The following is an 18552-nucleotide window of genomic DNA, read 5'->3' as shown; positions in this document are numbered from 1 at the left end:
CCCCGCGCTCACGCCCGCCGAGTTGTCATCTCTTGTCGCTTCGGGCCCCCGGGAAGCGACAAGAACTGACAACTCGGCGCATGCCGGGGTCCTGCGGGGCGCGGCGCGCAGGGGTCAGGCGACGGTGTTGGCCTCGCGGCCGGGGGTGCGCAGGCCGGCGGTGAGGACGACCTCCGTGCCGCCGCCCTCGCGCGCGGACCAGGTGATCGACCCGCGCAGCTCGTTGGTGACGAGGGTGTTGACGATCTGCGTGCCGAGCCCGGTGCCCGCGCCGGCGCCCTCCGGGATGCCCGCGCCGTCGTCGCCGACGACCACGCGCAGCTCGTCCTCGATCCGCTCGGCGGTGACCTCGACGGTGCCGGACTCGCGACCGGCGAGCCCGTGCTCCACGGCGTTGGTCACCAGCTCGGTGAGCACGAGGGCGAGGGCGGTGGCGTCCTCGGCGGAGACGGGGCCGAAGGTGCCGCGCACGTGGGTGCGGACGGAGGCGCCCGCGGAGGCGACGTCGGCGGCCAGGCGCAGGCTGCGCCCGACCAGCTCGTCGAACTGCACGGTCTCGTCCAGGGTCTGCGACAGGGTCTCGTGCACCAGGGCGATGGTCGCGACGCGCCGCATCGCCTCCTCCAGCGCGGCCCGCGCCTCCGGGGAGTCCATCCGACGGGCCTGCAGACGCAGCAGCGCGGCGACGGTCTGCAGGTTGTTCTTCACCCGGTGGTGGATCTCGCGGATCGTCGCGTCCTTGGTGATGAGCTCGCGCTCCCGCCGCCGCAGCTCGGAGACGTCGCGGCAGAGCAGCACGGCGCCGATCCGGTCGGGGCCCTCGGTGAGCGGGACCGCGCGCAGGGACAGCGCGACGCCGCGGGCCTCGATGTCGGTGCGCCAGGGCGCGCGCCCCATGAGCACCAGCGGCATGGACTCGTCCACCGGGGAGTTCTGCTCGATCAGGTCGGCGACGACCTCGACCAGCGATCGTCCGACCAGGTCGTCCATGGCGCCGAGCCGGTGGAAGCAGGACAGGGCGTTCGGGCTGGCGTACAGCACCTCGCCCTCGGAGTTGAGGCGGACCAGCCCGTCGCCGACGCGCGGGGCGCCGCGGCGCGGGCCGGTGGCGGCGTTGGGCAGCGGGAACTCGCCCCGCACGATCATGCCCATGATGTCGTCGGCGGCCTCGACGTAGTTGAGCTCGAGCCGGCTGGGGGTGCGGGCGCCGCCGAGGTTGGTCTGCCGGGCGATCACGGCGATGGCCCGGCCCTCGCGGACCACCGGCACGGCCTCCTCGCGCACGGCGTAGGAGCCGAACCAGCGCGGCTCGCGGGACCGCTGGGCGCGCACCTCGGTGAGCGAGCTGACCAGCTGCGGACGCTGGCCGTCCGGGGCGCGGGAGCCCACGACGTCGTCGTAGTGCACGGTGGCGCCGGTGCTGGGCCGGCACTGGGCGATGGCCACGAAGTCGCCGTCGTCGGTGGGCAGCCAGAGCACCAGGTCGGCGAAGGCGAGGTCGGAGATCACCTGCCAGTCGCCGACGAGCAGGTGCAACCACTCCAGGTCGGCCGCGTCGAGGTGCGCGTGGCGCTGTGCGAGGTCGCTCAGGGTGGACACCCGTCCAGGGTAGGTGGTCTGCCGACGCGGCCGGCGCCGTGACCACGCCCGTCCGCCAGGAGCGGACGTGACGTCCACCTCACCGTCCGCCCTGGACGCCCGGGGCCCCGCGCACGCCCCTGCCGACCGTCCGTGCCGGCCGTGCGCCCACCGACCGCTGCGCACCCGGCGCGCGCACGAGACCGCCACCGCCCCGGGCGGTTACGCTCGCCGGAACACCCGCGCCCGCGCGACAGCGCACCCTGGAAGGACCCGACGCCGTGCACCTGCAGGTCACCCTCACCGTGGACACCGATCCCCGCAGCACCGCCGCGATGCTGGCCGACCCCGTGTACGTGCGGGCGAAGGTCCGGGCGAGCGGCGCCGAGGAGGTCGCGCTGGACGTGACCCCGGGGGACGGCGAGGCGTTCACGGTGACGACGCGGCGCTCGCTGCCGACCGACCTGATCCCGGCCAACGTGCGGGCCTTCGTCGGCGCGCGGCTGGAGGTGCGTCAGGTCGAGGCGTGGGAGGGCCCGGCCGCCGACGGCTCGCGGCGCGGCACGGTGGCGGTGGAGATCGCGGGCGCCCCGGTGCGCCTCACGGGCACCGTCGCGCTGACCGGCGACGACGCGGTCTCGACGATCGTGTACGACGGCGAGCTCAAGGCCTCGGTGCCGCTGTTCGCGTCCGCGGTGGAGGAGGCGGCGGCCACGGCGGTGCGCGGCGCGCTGGAGGCCGAGCAGGGCGTGGCGCGCGAATGGGTGGCCACCTCCCCCGACGCGTAACGATTGGGTAACACGCCCCTGCCGCGCTGGAGCGCTGACCTGCGACGATGCGGTCATGGGATCGCTTCCACACCCGTTTGCGCATGTGGGTCGCTTGACACGGTTCCACCCCTCGGACAGGCTGCGGAGCGTTGGCGTGGGAACGCTCCCGCAGGATCTTGGGAACGCTCTCACCGCCCCCGACGACGCCAAGGCGTCACACCAGAACGGCGACGTCGCCGTCCGACTGACGAGGGAGTCACAGTGCTGAGGAGCACGCGCAAGACCTGGATGGCAGTGGCCGGTGCGACCGGGGTCGCCCTGCTCGCGACGGCCTGCGGAGGCGGCGGCGGTTCGTCCGACGACGCCAGCGAGGGCGAGGACGGGCAGATCACCCTCACGATCTCCACCTTCAACGAGTGGGGCTACGACCCGCTGATCGCGGAGTACGAGGAGCTCAACCCGAACATCAAGATCGAGCACAACAAGTTCGGCAAGTCGGACGACGCCAAGGAGCAGTTCCAGACCGCTCTGGGCGCCAACTCCGGTCTCGCCGACGTCGTGGGCGTCGAGGTCGACTGGATGCCGCAGATCATCCAGTACTCCGACCAGTTCAAGGACCTGTCCTCCGACTCGGTCGAGGGCCGCTGGAACAACTGGACCGTCGACCAGGCCACCACGCCGGACGGCGCGCTGCTCGGCTACCCGACCGACATCGGCCCCGAGGTCATCGCGTACCGCTCCGACCTGTTCGCCGCCGCCGGCCTGCCGACGGACCGCGAGGCCGTCGCCGAGCTCTTCGGTGGCGCGGACGCCACCTGGGACGACTTCTTCAAGGTCGGCGACCAGTTCATCGCCGCGGGCACCGGGGTCGGCTTCTTCGACTCGGCCGACGCCATCGCCCAGGGCATGATCAACCAGCAGGAGTTCCCGCTCGAGGAGGAGGACGGCACGATCATCGCCACCTCCAACCCCGACATCCGTGACATGTACGACACGATCCTGTCGCACACGGACCAGTCGGCCCACCTCAAGCAGTGGGAGGAGGACTGGACCAACGCGTTCCAGAACAACGGCTTCGCGGTCATGCTGGCCCCGTCCTGGATGCTCTCCAACATCGAGGGCAACTCCGCCGGCGTCACCGGCTGGGACGTCGCCAACGTCTTCCCCGGCGGCGGCGGCAACTGGGGCGGTTCCTTCCTGACCGTCCCGACCATGGGCAAGCACCAGGAGGAGGCCCAGAAGCTCGCTGACTGGCTGACCGCCCCCGAGCAGCAGCTCAAGGCGTTCGAGCAGACCTCGAACTTCCCGAGCCAGGTCGAGGCCCAGGAGTCCGACACCCTGCAGGCCGTCACGAACGAGTTCTTCAACAACGCCCCGACCGGTCAGTTCTTCACCGAGCGTGCCGCGGCGATCGACGTGATCCCGTTCAAGGGCCCGAACTACTTCACGATCCGCACCGCGCTGTCCGACGCGATCAACCGTGTCGACGTCGACCAGTCGCAGGATGCCGACGCGTCGTGGTCCGGCTTCGAGGACGCCGTCGCAGCCATCGGCTGACCCTCATGGGCCGGGCCGCCGGGACCACTCCCGGCGGCCCGGCCCGCTGCACGCGCCCCGCACGACCGCCGGGCGAACGCTCCCCCAGCTCCACGCCCGCACCGAAGGACAACCATGAGCACCCAGACGGCGCCCCTCAAGGGCGCGGCACCGCTCGGCGACGACCGCCCGCCCCGCAAGATCGGCTTCCGTCAGACGTTGGGCCGGTGGGACGTCAAGGTGTCCCCCTACCTGTACATCTCGCCGTTCTTCATCCTGTTCGCGATCGTGGGCCTGTTCCCGCTGATCTACACCGCGTGGGTCTCGCTGCACGACTGGAGCCTGATCGGTGGCCAGGGCGACTTCGTCGGGCTGGACAACTTCACCTTCGTGCTGGGCCAGAAGTTCTTCTGGCTGTCCCTGCGCAACACCTTCAGCATCTTCCTGCTGAGCACGGTGCCGCAGGTGATCGCGGCCCTCGTGATCGCCGCGATGCTCGATGCCAACCTGCGTGCCAAGACGTTCTGGCGGATGGGCGTCCTGCTCCCCTACGTCGTCGCCCCGGTGGCCGTCGGCCTGGTGTTCTCCAAGATGTTCGCGGACGGCTCCGGCCTGATCAACTCGCTGCTGGACCTGGTCGGGATCGACCCGATCGGCTGGCACAAGGACGCCTTCGCGTCGCACATCGCCATCGCCTCGATGGTCAACTTCCGCTGGACCGGCTACAACGCGCTGATCCTGCTGGCCGCGATGCAGGCCATCCCGCGCGACCTGTACGAGGCCGCCACGATCGACGGCGCCAACCGGCTGCGCCAGTTCTTCTCGATCACGATCCCGATGGTCCGCCCGACCATGATCTTCGTGATCCTGACCTCGACCATCGGTGGTCTGCAGATCTTCGACGAGCCGCGCATGTACGACGCGACCGGCCTCGGCGGGTCCTCCGGCCAGTGGAAGACCGTGACGCTGTACCTCTACGAGCTGGGCTGGAACAAGCAGCAGCTCGGACGGGCCGCCGCGGTCGCCTGGCTGCTGTTCCTCGTGATCATCGTGTTCGCGCTGCTCAACAACTTCCTGAGCCGCAAGATCGCCTCGGCGGACGACACCAGCCGCACCGCGAAGGCCGCCCGCAAGGCCACCCGCCGCAACGCCAAGGCGCTGGAGCGGTCCATCAAGCAGCAGGCCGCGTCCACCACGACGACCGCCGCCCCGACCTCCGAGGGGGCCCAGCGATGAGCACCACCCCGTCCATCCCCGTCATCGAGCAGACCGCCGGCAAGTCCGCCGCCCGCGCCGCCCGGCGCCGTCGTGGCACCGCCGTCGCCGGTGGCTCGGAGCGCCGTGCCGGCTGGGTCACCTACGTGGTGCTCGGCCTGGTCATCCTGATCTCGGCGTACCCGCTGTACTTCACCCTGCTGCTGGCGTCCTCGACCTCGCAGAAGATCGCGCAGAACCCGATCCCGTCGCTCATCCCGGACGGCGAGCTGCTCAGCAACCTCCAGCGCGTGTTCGACGCAGACATCAACCTGTTCGCCGCCACCGGCAACTCGCTGATCGCCGCGGTGGTCACGTCGATCTCCGTGGTGTTCTTCTCCACGCTGGCCGGCTTCTCGTTCTCCAAGCTGCGCTTCAAGGGCCGTGGCCCGCTGCTGGTCTTCGTGATCGCCACCATGGCCGTCCCGACCCAGCTCGGCGTGGTCCCGCTGTACATCGTGATGCGCAACCTGCACCTGACCGGCAACCTGCTGGCCGTGATCCTGCCCGCCATGGTCACCGCGTTCGGCGTGTTCTGGATGACCCAGTACCTCGACTCGGCGCTGCCCTACGAGCTGATCGAGGCCGCCCGCGTGGACGGCGCGTCGATGTTCCGGACGTTCTGGTCGGTGGCGCTGCCCGCCGCCCGGCCGGCCGCCGCGATGCTGGCGCTGTTCACGTTCATCGGGTCCTGGACGAACTTCTTCTGGCCGTCGATCGTGCTCGGCTCGCAGAACCCGACCCTGCCGGTGGCCCTCAAGCTGCTCCAGGCCGGCTTCTTCCAGGACATGCCGCTGATCATGGCGGGTGTCGTGCTCTCCGTGATCCCGCTGCTCCTGCTGTTCATCGTCGCCGGGCGCCAGCTCGTCGCGGGCATCATGGCCGGAGCCGTCAAGGGCTGACCGCTACGCTTCCGCGCGGGGGACCGAGCCCCGGTCCCCCGCGCCGGGTGTGCCCGACGCGGGCGTCAGCGCCCCAGCACCACTCTTCCCAGGCAAGGGGGCGATCCACGTGGTCGACCAGAGAACTGCGCCCCCGGCGCACTCCGCCCCGACGCTCGAGCAGGTCGCCGAGCGGGCCGGCGTGTCCCGCTCGACCGCCTCCCGTGCGATCAACGGGGGCCTGCGGGTGTCCCCCGAGGCGATGGAGTCCGTCGCCGCCGCCGTGCACGACCTCGGCTACACCCCCAACCGCGCCGCGCGGTCGCTCGTGACCCGGCGCACCGACTCGGTCGCGCTGGTCGTGCCGGAGCCGGACGAGCGCGTGCTCTCCGACCCGTTCTTCGCCGGCGTGCTCAACGGCGTGTCGACCCCGCTGTCCGAGTCCGATCTCCAGCTGCTGCTGATCATCGCGCGCCCCGGCGACTCCGCCCGCACCGTGCGCTACCTGCGCGCCGGCCACGTGGACGGCGCGATCGTGGTGTCGCACCACCGCGACGACTCGATCGACCAGGCGCTGGAGGACTCCGGGCTGCCCTGCGTGTTCATCGGCCGGCCGCTCACCTCGCGCCGCGCGGTGGCGTTCGTCGACACCGACAACGTCCGCGGCGCGCACCTGGCCACCGAGCACCTGATCGGCCTCGGCCGGCGTCGGATCGGCACGATCGCCGGCCCCGCCGACATGTCCGCGGGCCTGGACCGGCTCGCCGGCTGGCGCGAGGCGCTGCGCGCTGCCGGGCTGCCCGACGACGCCGTGGTGCACGGCGACTTCACCGTCGAGGGCGGCGAGCAGGCCGCCCGGCAGATCCTCGCCGAGCACCCCGACCTGGACGCACTGTTCATCGCCTCCGACCTGATGGCGGTGGGAGCGCTGCCGGTGGTGCAGGAGGCCGGCCGCCGGGTGCCCGAGGACGTCGCCGTGGTCGGCTACGACAACAGCGGCCTGGCGATGACCACCAAGCCCAACCTGACGACCGTGGTGCAGCCGGTGATCGCGATGGCGCGGGCCGCCGGCGAGGAGCTGGTCGGCCAGCTGCACGGCGAGCCGGCGCGCACCGAGCCGCAGATCTTCCACCCCGAGCTCATCGTCCGCGGCAGCGCCTGAGCGCCCGCGCGCTCTGCGCGCCCCTGCCCGTTCTCCCCTGCCCGTGAGTTCGGTGGTTCGGGCCGAGTTCGGTGGTTCGGGGGCACTTTTCTCGCACGAACCACCGAACTCGGCGAGGGGAAGCGAGCGCAGGAGGGGTGCGTGCGCGTGCGGGGTGCGTGCGCACCCGCTCTCCTCAGCGGGTGGGGTCGACGTGGCCGAAGCGGTGGCGGGTGCGGCTGATCGCCTGCTCGCGCAGCAGCCCCAGCAGCTCGCGCTCCGCGGAGGCCAGCACCGGACCGTCCAGCACGGTCACCTCGCCGACGCGCCCGACGGCGGCGGCCCGCAGGCCCGGCGCGGTGCCGACCACGCGGATCCGCCCGTTGACGTCCCCGTGCTCGACGCGCGCGGCGAAGGCCTGGTCGGTCTCGGCGTCGGCGCGGCTGACCGCCACCGGCACCCCGGCGGTGGCCGCGGCCGCCAGCACCCGGCGCAGGTCGCGCGCGGATCCGTCGGCGCCGAGCCGCACCGTGAGCGCGGGCACCGGGCGGTAGCGCAGCGTGTTCTCCTCGACGGCCAGCCCCGAGGGGTCGTGGCCGGTGCCGAAGCGCTCCGCCCACGCGCGGGCGTCGTCGCGCTCGGCCCAGGCGAGCCAGGAGTCGTCGTCCAGGGCGGAGACCTCGGGGTCGTCCTGCCAGGTGCCGAGCTCGCCGAGGTAGTGCGGTCCGCCGGCCTTGGCGCCGGGGCCGACCACGGAGGCCTTCCACCCGCCGAAGGGCTGCCGCTGCACGATCGCGCCGGTGATGTGCCGGTTGACGTAGGCGTTGCCGACCTCGACCCGCTCCAGCCAGTGCGCGATCTCCGCCTCGTCCAGCGAGTGCAGGCCGCCGGTGAGCCCGAAGGCGACGGCGTTCTGCACCGCGATGGCCTCGTCCAGGGTGTCGACCCGGATCACGCCCAGCACGGGGCCGAAGCACTCGGTGCGGTGGAACCACGAGCCGGGCCGCACGCCGTGCTTCACGCCGGGCGTCCACCGCCGACCCTCGTCGTCCAGGCGCCGGGGCTCGACCAGCCAGCCCTCCCCCGCGTCCAGGGTGGTCAGCGCGCGCAGCAGCGGGCCGGAGGCCGGCTCGACCAGCGGGCCCATGGTGGTGCCGAGGTCGTCCGCCGGGCCGACGTGCAGCGAGGTCACCGCGTCGGCGAGCTGGCGGCGCAGCCGGTCCGAGGTGCCGGCGGATCCCACCAGGATCGCCAGCGAGGCCGCGGAGCACTTCTGCCCGGCGTGCCCGAAGGCGGAGCGCACCAGGTCGGCGACCGCGAGGTCGACGTCCGCGGAGGGGGTGATGACCAGCGCGTTCTTGCCGGAGGTCTCGGCGAGCACGTCGAGGTCGGGCCGCCAGCCGAGGAACAGCCGCGCGGTGTCGATCGATCCGGTGAGCACCACGCGGGCCACGTCGGGGTGGGTGACCAGGCGCCGCCCGACCTCCCCCTCCGGCGAGAGCACCACGGTGAGCGCGTCCTCGGTGACGCCGGAGGCGTCCAGCGCGCGCTGCACGGCGGCCATCGCGACCCGCACGCAGCGCGGGGTCTGCGGGGCGGGCTTGACCAGCACCGGCGATCCGGCCGCGAGCGCCGCGAGGGTCGAGCCGACCGGGATCGCCACCGGGAAGTTCCACGGCGGGGTGACCACGGTGACCCCGTGCGGGCGGAAGCGGGCGCCGGGCACGGCCCCGTCGGCCAGGCGCTCGGCCTGCTCGGCGTAGTACCGCGCGAAGTCCACCGCCTCGCTGACCTCGGGATCGGCCTCGGCGACGGTCTTGGCGCCCTCGTGCACCATGGTCGCGACCAGGTCGCCACGCACCGCCTCGAGCTCGTCGGCGGCCCGGCGCAGCACGGCGGCGCGCTCGGCGGGGGTGCGCGCGGACCACGTGGGGGCGGCGGCGACGGCGCGGGCCACGACCTCGTCCACCTGCGCGACGGTCTCGACGGTGACGGCGCCGGCGGGCGGCTCGACGTCGTGGGCCACCAGGCCGGCGGCCCAGGCGCGGTGCTCGGCGACGGCGGGGTCGGTGTCGGCGGAGTTCGCGAAGCGGTCGGTCTCCGGCGAGCCGATCCCTGCCGTGCCCGATCCGGCCACGCCCGCCCCCGGCGCCCGCGGGGTGCGGCGGCGCGCGGTGGGCACGGTCGCGGAGTCGCGCACCGAGGCGAGGAAGGCGGCCTCCTGCGCGGGGATCCCCTCGTCCGGCGCCGGGGCGGCCACCGCCCCGGCGGCGTCCGGCTCCCCCGCGAACAGCGCGTGCAGGAAGTTCTCGTGCTGGGAGTTCTCCTCCAGCCGTCGCACCAGGTAGGAGATCGCCACGTCGAAGTCCTGCTTCGCGACCACCGGCGTGTAGAGCAGCACCTGGCCGACGTCGCGCTGCACCGCGCGGGACTGCGCCGGGGCCATGCCCTGGAGCATCTCGACGTCCAGCGCCTCGGACACCCCGCGGTGCTCGGCGAGCAGGTGGGCGTAGGCGACGTGGAACAGGTTGTGGCTGGCGACGCCGACCCGCAGCGCGTCGGTGCGCGCCGGGTCGAGGGCGGTGCGGACCAGGCGGACGTAGTGCGCGTCGACCTCCGGCTTGCCGCCGTAGGGCGCCTGCGGCCAGCCGTGCAGCTCGGCCTCCACCCGCTCCATCGCGAGGTTGGCGCCCTTGACCAGGCGCACCTTGAGCCGTGCCCCGCCGGCGTCCACCCGGCGCCGGGCGATCGCGGTGATCTCCTCCAGGGCGTCCGAGGTGTCGGGCAGGTAGGCCTGGAGCACGATCCCGTGCTGCTGGTCGCGGACCGCCGGGTCGTTCACCAGCGCGTCGAACACCTGCACGGTGAGCGCGAGGTCGCGGTACTCCTCCATGTCGAGGTTGAGGAAGGTGCCGTGCTGCGCGGCGGCGGCGTACAGCGGGCGCAGCCGCTCCACCACCCGCGCCACGCTGCCGGCGGTGTCCCAGGTGGACAGCTGGCTGGCGACGGCGGAGACCTTCACCGACACGTAGTCCACGTCGGGACGGGCGACCAGCTCGGTGACGCGGCGCAGCCGGCGGGCGGCCTCGTCCTCGCCGAGCACCGCCTCGCCGAGCAGGTTGAGGTTGAGCCGGAAGCCGTCCTTGCGGGCGCGGGCGATGTGCCCGGCCAGCCCCGGACCGGCGTCGGCGACCAGGTGCCCGACCAGCTGGCGCAGCCGGACCCGCGCGGCGGGCACGACGACCCCCGGCAGCACCGGTGCCACCCGCGAGCCGATCGCCAGCAGGGTGCGATCGGTCAGGCCGAGGAACCCGGCGGCGTCGGCGGCCCGGTCGCCGAGGTCAGCCAGCTCGTGCGCGGCGACGCGCAGGTCCTGCGGGCGGGCGACCCGGTCGACGAAGCGCACCGCGAGGTCGAGGCCGACCGGGTCGGCGACCAGCGCGGCCAGGCGGCCGGTGGCCCGGCGCTCGGCGGGGGTCTCGTCGGCGGTGGTGGCCGCCATCCAGCGGTGGGCGAGGTCCACCGCCGCAGCGGTCAGCGCCTCGTGCTCCGGCCCGGACGGGGTCGCGGCGCTGGTCGGTCCGCTGCTGGTCGTCGTCATGGCGGCATCGTCACCGATCCGGCCGGGGCACGTCTTGCACCGATCCCGTGCCCCCGGCGCCCCGATCCGTGACATGCCGGCGACACATGCACCACCTACGCTGCCCCCGAGATGCCGACCCGTCCACCGATCGACCCGCAGCCCGCCGCAGCGCCCGCGGCCGCCCGCGCCCTGCTGCGTGCGCTCAGCCCCGCCCTGCTCCGGCTGTGCGACGACCTGACCGGCACGATGTTCTGCGCGAAGGACGTCACCGGTCGCTACGTGGTGGTCAACGAGGCCTTCGTGCGCCGCACCTCCGAGCGCTCCCGCCGCGCGGTGGTGGGCCATCCGGCGGGCGAGCTGTTCGACCCGCACCTGGCCGCGCGCTACGACGCCCAGGACCGTGAGGTGCTGAGCATCGGGCGCTCGCTGCACCGCGAGCTGGAGCTGATCCGCCGGCCCGGCGGCGCCCCCGGCTGGTACCTCACCTCCAAGGTGCCGGTGCGTGCGGAGGACGGCACCGTGGTCGGGCTGGTCAGCATCTCGCAGGCGCTGCGGGCCGCCGACGCCGACCGTGCCACGGTCGAGTCGCTGACCCGGGCGGCCGCCTTCGTGCGGGGCCGGCTGACCGATCCGCCGACGGTGGCCGAGCTGGCGGAGGCGGCGGGCTGCTCCCCCTCGACGCTGGACCGGCGCACCCGGCGGGTCTACACGCTGTCGCCGCAGCAGTACGTGCTGCGCGCCCGGGTGGACCACGCCGCCGCGCTGCTCGCGGGGACGGACCTGCCGCTGGTCGAGGTCGCCGCCGCCACCGGCTTCTACGACCAGGCGTCCTTCACCCGGACGTTCGGGCGGCTGACCGGCGAGACCCCCGCGCAGTACCGGCGCGCCGCCCCCGGCGGACCGGTGGTCGCGGTGCCGCTGCCGCTGCCAGCCCTGGCCTGACGCGCGCGGACGGGTGACGATGGGGGCATGACCCTGATCGACACCCCCACCGTCGCGCTGCCCGGCGGCGCCATGCCCCTGCTCGGCATCGGTACCTGGCAGTCCGAGGGCGGCGACGCCGAGCGCGCCGTGACCGCGGCCCTCGACCTCGGCTACGTGCACGTGGACACCGCCACCGGCTACGGCAACGAGGCGGAGGTCGGCCGCGCGCTGGCCGCGTCCCCCGTCCCTCGCGAGCAGGTGTTCGTCACCACCAAGCTGCCGCCGGACCACGCGGGCCGCGAGCGCCGCACGCTGACCGAGTCGCTGTCCGCGCTCGGCACCGACCACCTGGACCTCTGGCTGGTGCACTGGCCGCCGCACAAGCAGGCCACGCCGGCCACCTGGGAGCAGTTCATCGCCGCCCGCGACGAGGGCCTGGTGCGCTCGATCGGGGTGTCCAACTACTCGATCGCGCAGATCGACGAGCTGATCGCCGCCACCGGCGAGGCCCCGGCGATCAACCAGATCCCGTGGAGCCCCGGCGACTACGACGCCGACCTGCTGGCCGCGCACGCCGAGCGCGGGGTGCGCGTCGAGGGCTACAGCCCGTTCAAGCGCACCGACCTGGACGACCCGGTGCTCACCGAGATCGCCGCCGCGCACGGGGTCAGCACCCGGCAGGTGGTGCTGCGCTGGCACGTGGACCACGGGATCGTGGTGATCCCCAAGTCGGTGCACCGGGAGCGGATCGAGCAGAACCTGGCCGCGCTGTCGTTCGCGCTCACGCCGGAGGAGATCGCGCGGATCGACGGGCTGAGCACGCGGTGACCGGGCGGGCGGCCGAGGGCGCGGGGGTCGAGCACGCGGGTGTCGACGGCACGGCAGCACCCATCGGCGAGGCCGTGCCCACGCCCGCGCCGAGCCCCACGCCCGCGGCCGCGCCCGCCGCCCCGCCCCCGAGCCGCCGCTCCGCGCGCACGGCCCGTCGCCGGCACGCCCGCACCCGCACCGTGGTCGCGGCGACGACCACCGTCCTGCTGGTCGGGGCCGTGGCCCTCGCCGGGGTGCAGCTGCACACCTCCCGGCAGCGCGCCGCCGAGGCCGCCGAGCGCGCGGAGGCGATCGGGCTGGCCGCCGACGTGGCCGCCGAGGACGCGGAGTTCCTGTCCGCGCAGGACCGGCTGGCGCAGGCCGACGCCGGCAGCCGGGCGCTGGCCCGCGAGGCCGCGATCCAGGCCGAGCGCGCCGCCGCCGAGGCCGCCAGGGCAGCCGAGGAGGCCGCCGCCGCGGAGGCCGCCCGCGTCGCGCAGGAGGAGGCCGACGCCGCCGCCCGCGCATCCGCGTCCTCGGGCTCCGCCGTCACCTCCTCCGGCTCGCGGATCGCCGGGTGGGTGGACGGTCGCCCGGTGGACGCCGCCGGGAACGTGCTGTGGGTGACCTCGGTGCCCACCTCCGACGGGGACGGGTCCAACGGCCGGATGCCGATGTCGAGCATGTGCCTGATCCCGTGGGGCACCGACCAGCTCGGCTTCGCCCAGTACCTGCGCTGCGACGCCGCCGACGCGCTGACCGCGCTGAACCAGGCGTTCACCGCGCGGTTCGGCGCCGCGATCGACATGGACCTCACCTACCGCTCCTACGAGGACCAGGTCGCGATGAAGGCCGCGTTCGGCGGGCTGGCCGCGACGCCCGGCACCTCCTCGCACGGCACCGGCACCGCCCTGGACGTGCAGGAGTGGGCGACCTACGCCTTCGGCTCCGAGCGGTACACCTGGCTGGTGGAGAACGGCCCGACCTACGGCTGGTACGCCCCGGCGCGGGTCCGCGAGGGCCAGCCCTACGCCGAGTACTGGCACTTCGAGTACGGCCCCGGCCGCACCAGCTGACCGGCCCGGACGCCACCCGGGCGCGCCGCTGTGCCCGCGCGGGCCGCGCACCGGACCGTGTGGCACAGTGGCCCCGACCCGGCGGCTACCCGCGGGTGCGGCGACGAGGCCGCTCCCGGGCCGACCGGGCGGTTGCCGCACAGGAGGAACCCCCGCATGACCGCGACCGAGCAGGGCCCCACGACCCCCACCACCCCCGGGTCCGACGTGGACGCCCCGCGCACCTCTCCCCTCACCACCGCGCTCGCGCAGCTGGCCACCACCGTGGACCGGTTGGGCTACGACGAGGGGATGCACCGGATGCTCGCCACCCCGCGCCGTGAGCTGCACGTCGCCGTCCCGCTGCGGCGCGACGACGGCCGGATCGAGCTGCTGGCCGGCTACCGGGTGCAGCACAACATCTCCCGCGGGCCAGGCAAGGGCGGGCTGCGCTACGCGCCGGGCGTCGACATCGACGAGGTGCGGGCGCTGGCGATGTGGATGACCTGGAAGTGCGCCGTGGTCGACCTGCCCTACGGCGGGGCGAAGGGCGGCGTGGCGATCGACCCGCGCGGGTACTCCACCGCCGAGCTGGAGCGGGTGACCCGGCGGTACACCTCCGAGGTGATGCCGGTGATCGGCCCGGAGCGGGACATCATGGCGCCGGACGTCGGCACCACCGAGCAGACGATGAGCTGGGTGATGGACACGTACTCGGTGAACTCCGGGTACACGATCCCCGCGGTGGTCACCGGCAAGCCGCTGGCCGTCGGCGGATCGCTCGGGCGGGCCACCGCCACCTCCCGGGGCGTCGTGCACGCCACCGTCGCGGCGCTGGCCGACGCGGGCGTCTCGCTGGGCGAGGTCAGCGCCGCCGTGCAGGGCTTCGGCAAGGTGGGAGCGCACGCCGCGCAGTTCCTCGCCGACGGCGGCGCCCGCGTGGTGGCGGTCTCCGACCAGTACGGCGGCGTGAAGAACGACGCAGGGCTGGACGTCACCGCCCTGCGCGCGCACGTCGCCGCCACCGGATCGGTGGTCGGCTTCCCGGAGGCGGACCCGGTCGGCAACGCCGAGCTGCTGGCCCTCGACGTGGACGTGCTGGTCCCGGCGGCGGTGGAGGACGTGCTGGACGAGGACACCGCGCGCACGGTCAAGGCGCGCTGGGTGGTCGAGGGCGCGAACGGCCCCACCACCAGCGGGGGCGACCGGGTGCTCGCCGAGCGCGGGATCACCGTCGTGCCGGACATCCTGGCGAACGCCGGCGGCGTGGTCGTCTCCTACTTCGAGTGGGTGCAGGCCAACCAGGCGTACTGGTGGACCGAGGCCGAGATCGAGGAGCGGCTGGAGCACCGGATGCGCACGGCGTACCTGGCGGTCTCCGAGCGGGCCCGGGCCGACGGCACCGGCCTGCGCGACGCGGCGCTGGCGATCGGCGTGCACCGGGTGGCCGACGCCCACCGCCTGCGCGGCCTCTACCCCTGATCGAGCCGCAGACCCGCGACCGCCCCGCCCGCGCGGCGGTGGTGCGCCCCCGGTGCCATGATCGGTCGATGGACGACGTCGTCGGGCACACCTGGGAGTTCACCACCGTCGCCGGCGAGCCGGTGACCGACGTGCCGGACCGCGCGCGGCCGTCGCTGACCTTCGACGGCGACGGCCAGGTCTACGGCACCGGCGGGATCAACCGGCTGCGCGGCACCTGGCAGGAGGAGGACGGCACACTCACGTTCGGCCCGGTGGTGACCACGCTGATGGCCGGCACCCCGGAGCACATGGCGCGCGAGCGGGCGGTGCTGGACCTGCTCGGCGGGCCGGTGACCCTGGGGCACGACGGGCCGGAGCTGGTGCTCACCGGCGCCGACGGGCGGGAGAGCCGGCTGATCGCGGTCGTGCCCGCAGGCGACACGGTCTGAGCGCACCTGCATTGCGAAGCACCCCACCGTCAGAGGACCTCGACCCACTCCCCAGACGACGTCGGGCCGGCGGTGCGGTGGGCGTTGACCTCGGTTGCTGGACTCCCTCAAACTGCGGGTCCGCCCTTTGACGAGCCGAGACGCACCGTTCACGGCGCCAGGGGCAAAGCGGACTGAGTTGTGGTGGATTCTTTCGCTGGACGCTGATTCGGTAGACAGCCAGCAGAATCCCGCGGGTCAGTGGGTGTGGGCCACGCCTGCGACGGCTCGCGTTCCGAGGGCGATCTCCCAGCGCGCAACCCCGTCGCTGTTCGGCGGCCATCGGGTCGTTGCATTTTGCTGCGCGTCGATGACCCACACCTGATCACCATCGTAGAACGCGTTGAACCAGTATCCAGAGAAACCAGGATCTCGATCCCACCCGACCACCCCGTGGGCACCGGCACCTCGTGCTATGAGTTCATCCTTTGCAGCCTGAGCGGTTGTTTCATGGAACGACGATCCAATCTGGTGCGCGACCTCCTCCTGGGTCATCAGCACCGGCTCGGCCTGATGCAGAAGACCAGAGCTCAAGGTCCGGAAGAGCGCGCTCGCGCAGCTGCCACTGTTGAGCGACAACGGGGTTCTCATCGCTCGGACGTCGCTCGGGCGATGCCGAACTCCAGCTCGAAAGAGAAGGAGTGCATCGCTCCGACTCAGGTACGAGTGTGCGTAGTACGTGCTGTTGTCGTCGCCGACGATGCAGCTTCCGCCTCCGCGTACTGGATGCGCGAATGCCGTCGCGTGCATCTCGGGGAGTCTTTGCTTCGAGAGGTGGGAACCGAGGGGACTCTCGAGCACTACCGCGGCGATCTGATCGGGATCCATCGAGTCGAACACATCGAGGGCGCCAGCTTCGGGCGTGTCGGAGTGATGCCATCCGGTGAGGCCGTCGCGCACTCCATTGCGGAACTGGTTGACGTGCCAATCGAGGTCGCGCGCAGAAGTCATCGTCAGGACAGACAGATCGTCGCCGACAAGAATCTGCTTCCCACCTCGACCTGGTGTGAGAAAAGCAGTCGCCTTGATCTCATTCACCCGGGTCGCGCGATTTCCGGCCTCCGCCTCGGTGGTGTCGAGGACTGCAGCAGCATGCGCGAGGACGGGATCTGATGGCATCTCCACGGTTCAATCCTACCGGTGCGAGCCGAAGATGGCGGCGTCCCAGGCGGAGACATCGCCGAGGTCGGTGGGTGGCCAATCGGAGACGATGTTGACCTGGGCGTCCACTCGAACCACCCGATCCCCGTCGAAATACGCATTGAACCAATGGCCGGCACCACTGCGCCGATCGATCCCGACGACGGCGTGCGCCCCTGCGCCGGAACCGCGGAGCGCGCCCTCAATTTCTTCTGGTCCCATCGGGATCTGGTGTCCTCCGGTGATCGCTTCCATCTCCGGTGTCGAGTATGTCCTCAGGCTCGATGGCGCCGTGGTTCCTGTTGAGAAGGCTTCGTGCACGCGTGCGGTACAACTGCCGCAGTTGTCCAGACTCCGAGGTATCCCGGTGACTTGGTCGAGGTTGATCCGGGGCAGCCAGCTCTGTATGTCGGCAATGCTCTGCACGTTCACCGGTGGACGCCGAGAGATGGCGGTGTTGATGCGTGCGACCCAGGGGTCGGTGATGCGGGTGATGCGGAGCAGGCCTTCGGAGGCGACGCCGCGGGCGGTGCGCAGGAATCCGGTGGCCAGGCCGGTGAAGCGGGGGGCGATGGCGGTCGCGGTGTCGGCGAGGAGGCTGGTGGCGCGTTTGCCTGCCTTGAGCAGGACGCCGCCGGGGACCACGGTCAGCACGACGGAGAGTGCTGCTTGCCAGCCTTCGGCGTCGCCGGCTCGCCAGGCCATGACGTCGTTGAGCATGAGGAGCACGCCGGCGATGGTGGCGATCATCCCGACGATCGCGGCGATGGGTCCGGTGAGGATGAACGCGGCGATGGCGGCAACGATGACCACGACGGTGGCGATGGTGACGATGACGCCCCAGGCGTCGGACTCGTAGATCTTGCGCCAGAGGCTGTTCTCGGGCAGTGCCTGGTCGGTGGCCTGCTCGATGCGGTTGATCGCGGTCGCGGCATCTTCTTGGTAAGACGCGGCGGCTTCGGCGACAAGCCGGGCGGCGACGTCCAGACGCGACTGGGCGTCAGCGCTCGCACGCTCGGCGGCGGCCCGGGCGGTGGCCGCGGTCGAGGCGGCGCGGCGGGCGCGGGCGATCTCACCCGGGGTCGGTGCGTTCCACCCCGCCGGTGGGGTGGTCGTGGCGTAGCGGACCTGGTTGCGTTCGATCTGCTCCAGAGCGTTGCTGGTGGTGCGGGCGCTGCTCATCGCGGCGTCGAGGGCCACCTGGGCGGCACGCAGGTCGGCGTCGGCGGCACGGGCCTGTTCGAGGCCGCGGTCGGCGCCTGCCTGGTTGTCCTCGAGGCGCCCGGCCCACCAGTTCATCGCGTCGCGCGCAGTGGCGTAGGAGGTCTCGCAGGCCTCGACCTGTGCGGGGAACTGTCCGAGCTGCTCACGGAACGCATCCCCGGCCTGCCCGTGCCAGATCCCCGTCCCCGACGCCTGCAACGCAGCTCGCACGAGCTGGCCGGTCTGGTTCGCCGCCGACGACGTCGCGCCGTAGACGCTCGCGATCTCGCGGACCTGCCAGGACTCGCCCGGGGTCGGATCGGTCCACAGGCCGACGAGCTGCCAGTCACCCGGGCGGCTCACACCGCCCTCGCAGCGCCTGCCGGGCGCGTTCCGCCCTCGCGCAGGGCGGAGGTCAGCTGGGACTCGGTGTCGTCGTAGGCGACGATCGAGTCGCGCAGGATCTGCGCGAGCTGCTCGGCCTGCTTGCGCACGCGGGTGCGGCCGTCGCCCCAGTGGCGCTCGAACCCCGCCACTGCGCTGACCACGCCCTGGTGCCCGACACCCGCCTCGCGCCCGGACAGGCCGGAGACCTCGTTGTCGAGCAGCGCCGCAGCATCGCTCATGCGGGTCGCCAACGAGGACAGAGAATCCCCCGCGACATACAACCGGTCAGCCACCGGATACCTCCCCCTGCGCGGCGTTGCGCCGATGATCGTGATTGA

Annotated in this window: 15 protein-coding genes; 10 read left to right on the top strand and 5 right to left on the bottom strand. The window is 72.9% G+C overall.

The window, feature by feature from the left end; genetic code table 11:
• Positions 1 to 114: 114 nt before the first annotated feature.
• A complete protein-coding gene (locus ACZ5HG_RS05195) occupies positions 115 to 1599 on the bottom strand; it encodes a sensor histidine kinase (RefSeq protein WP_464180828.1) in 1485 nt (494 codons plus the stop codon).
• Between the two features lie 260 nt (positions 1600 to 1859).
• On the opposite strand from ACZ5HG_RS05195, the gene ACZ5HG_RS05190 reads away from it, so the two are divergent.
• The 5 genes from ACZ5HG_RS05190 to ACZ5HG_RS05170 all read left to right on the top strand — a co-directional run bounded on the left by ACZ5HG_RS05190 (position 1860) and on the right by ACZ5HG_RS05170 (position 7181).
• On the top strand, positions 1860 to 2366 hold the full coding sequence (locus tag ACZ5HG_RS05190; RefSeq protein WP_464180826.1) for a DUF2505 domain-containing protein: 507 nt from the start codon (positions 1860 to 1862) through the stop codon (positions 2364 to 2366).
• A gap of 243 nt (positions 2367 to 2609) precedes the next feature.
• Positions 2610 to 3905 carry an ABC transporter substrate-binding protein gene (locus tag ACZ5HG_RS05185; RefSeq protein ID WP_464180825.1) on the top strand — a complete coding sequence of 432 codons (1296 nt, stop codon included), beginning with the start codon at positions 2610 to 2612 and terminating at the stop codon, positions 3903 to 3905.
• Positions 3906 to 4019: 114 nt separating this feature from the next.
• Positions 4020 to 5120 carry a carbohydrate ABC transporter permease gene (locus ACZ5HG_RS05180; protein ID WP_464180824.1) on the top strand — a complete coding sequence of 367 codons (1101 nt, stop codon included), beginning with the start codon at positions 4020 to 4022 and terminating at the stop codon, positions 5118 to 5120.
• A complete protein-coding gene (locus ACZ5HG_RS05175; protein ID WP_464180822.1) occupies positions 5117 to 6040 on the top strand; it encodes a carbohydrate ABC transporter permease in 924 nt (307 codons plus the stop codon). The genes ACZ5HG_RS05180 and ACZ5HG_RS05175 overlap by 4 nt, the downstream gene beginning before the upstream one ends.
• Positions 6041 to 6143: 103 nt before the next feature.
• A complete protein-coding gene (locus tag ACZ5HG_RS05170; protein WP_464182107.1) occupies positions 6144 to 7181 on the top strand; it encodes a LacI family DNA-binding transcriptional regulator in 1038 nt (345 codons plus the stop codon).
• A gap of 175 nt (positions 7182 to 7356) precedes the next feature.
• On the opposite strand, the gene ACZ5HG_RS05165 is transcribed toward ACZ5HG_RS05170, so the two are convergent.
• On the bottom strand, positions 7357 to 10761 hold the full coding sequence (locus ACZ5HG_RS05165; protein ID WP_464180819.1) for a proline dehydrogenase family protein: 3405 nt from the start codon (positions 10759 to 10761) through the stop codon (positions 7357 to 7359).
• Between the two features lie 111 nt (positions 10762 to 10872).
• On the opposite strand from ACZ5HG_RS05165, the gene ACZ5HG_RS05160 reads away from it, so the two are divergent.
• The 5 genes from ACZ5HG_RS05160 to ACZ5HG_RS05140 all read left to right on the top strand — a co-directional run bounded on the left by ACZ5HG_RS05160 (position 10873) and on the right by ACZ5HG_RS05140 (position 15445).
• Positions 10873 to 11685: a helix-turn-helix domain-containing protein gene (locus tag ACZ5HG_RS05160; protein ID WP_464180817.1), complete on the top strand. Its 813-nt coding sequence runs from the start codon at positions 10873 to 10875 to the stop codon at positions 11683 to 11685.
• Between the two features lie 27 nt (positions 11686 to 11712).
• Entirely contained in the window at positions 11713 to 12495 is a 783-nt protein-coding gene (locus ACZ5HG_RS05155) for an aldo/keto reductase (RefSeq protein ID WP_464180815.1), read from the top strand.
• A complete protein-coding gene (locus tag ACZ5HG_RS05150; RefSeq protein WP_464180814.1) occupies positions 12492 to 13553 on the top strand; it encodes a M15 family metallopeptidase in 1062 nt (353 codons plus the stop codon). Before ACZ5HG_RS05155 ends, ACZ5HG_RS05150 begins: the two co-directional genes overlap by 4 nt.
• 156 nt (positions 13554 to 13709) lie before the next feature.
• On the top strand, positions 13710 to 15014 hold the full coding sequence (locus tag ACZ5HG_RS05145) for a Glu/Leu/Phe/Val family dehydrogenase (RefSeq protein WP_464180813.1): 1305 nt from the start codon (positions 13710 to 13712) through the stop codon (positions 15012 to 15014).
• A gap of 68 nt (positions 15015 to 15082) precedes the next feature.
• Complete coding sequence (locus ACZ5HG_RS05140) at positions 15083 to 15445, top strand: META domain-containing protein (RefSeq protein ID WP_464180812.1); 363 nt, start codon at positions 15083 to 15085, stop codon at positions 15443 to 15445.
• A 237-nt stretch (positions 15446 to 15682) separates the two neighbouring features.
• Here the strand turns inward: ACZ5HG_RS05140 and ACZ5HG_RS05135 are convergent, their stop codons facing one another.
• Genes ACZ5HG_RS05135 through ACZ5HG_RS05125 form a run of 3 tightly spaced genes read right to left on the bottom strand, consistent with a single transcriptional unit; the run spans position 15683 to position 18453 of the window.
• Entirely contained in the window at positions 15683 to 16609 is a 927-nt protein-coding gene (locus ACZ5HG_RS05135; protein ID WP_464180811.1) for a hypothetical protein, read from the bottom strand.
• A 9-nt stretch (positions 16610 to 16618) separates the two neighbouring features.
• Positions 16619 to 18190, bottom strand: a complete 1572-nt coding sequence (locus ACZ5HG_RS05130; protein WP_464180810.1) for a hypothetical protein — start codon at positions 18188 to 18190, stop codon at positions 16619 to 16621.
• Positions 18187 to 18453, bottom strand: a complete 267-nt coding sequence (locus ACZ5HG_RS05125) for a hypothetical protein (RefSeq protein ID WP_464177863.1) — start codon at positions 18451 to 18453, stop codon at positions 18187 to 18189. Before ACZ5HG_RS05125 ends, ACZ5HG_RS05130 begins: the two co-directional genes overlap by 4 nt.
• Between the last annotated feature and the right edge of the window lie 99 nt (positions 18454 to 18552).

This window comes from Cellulomonas sp. GTC20042, from assembly GCF_055389595.1.
This window is presented reverse-complemented; position numbering and strand designations above follow the sequence as displayed.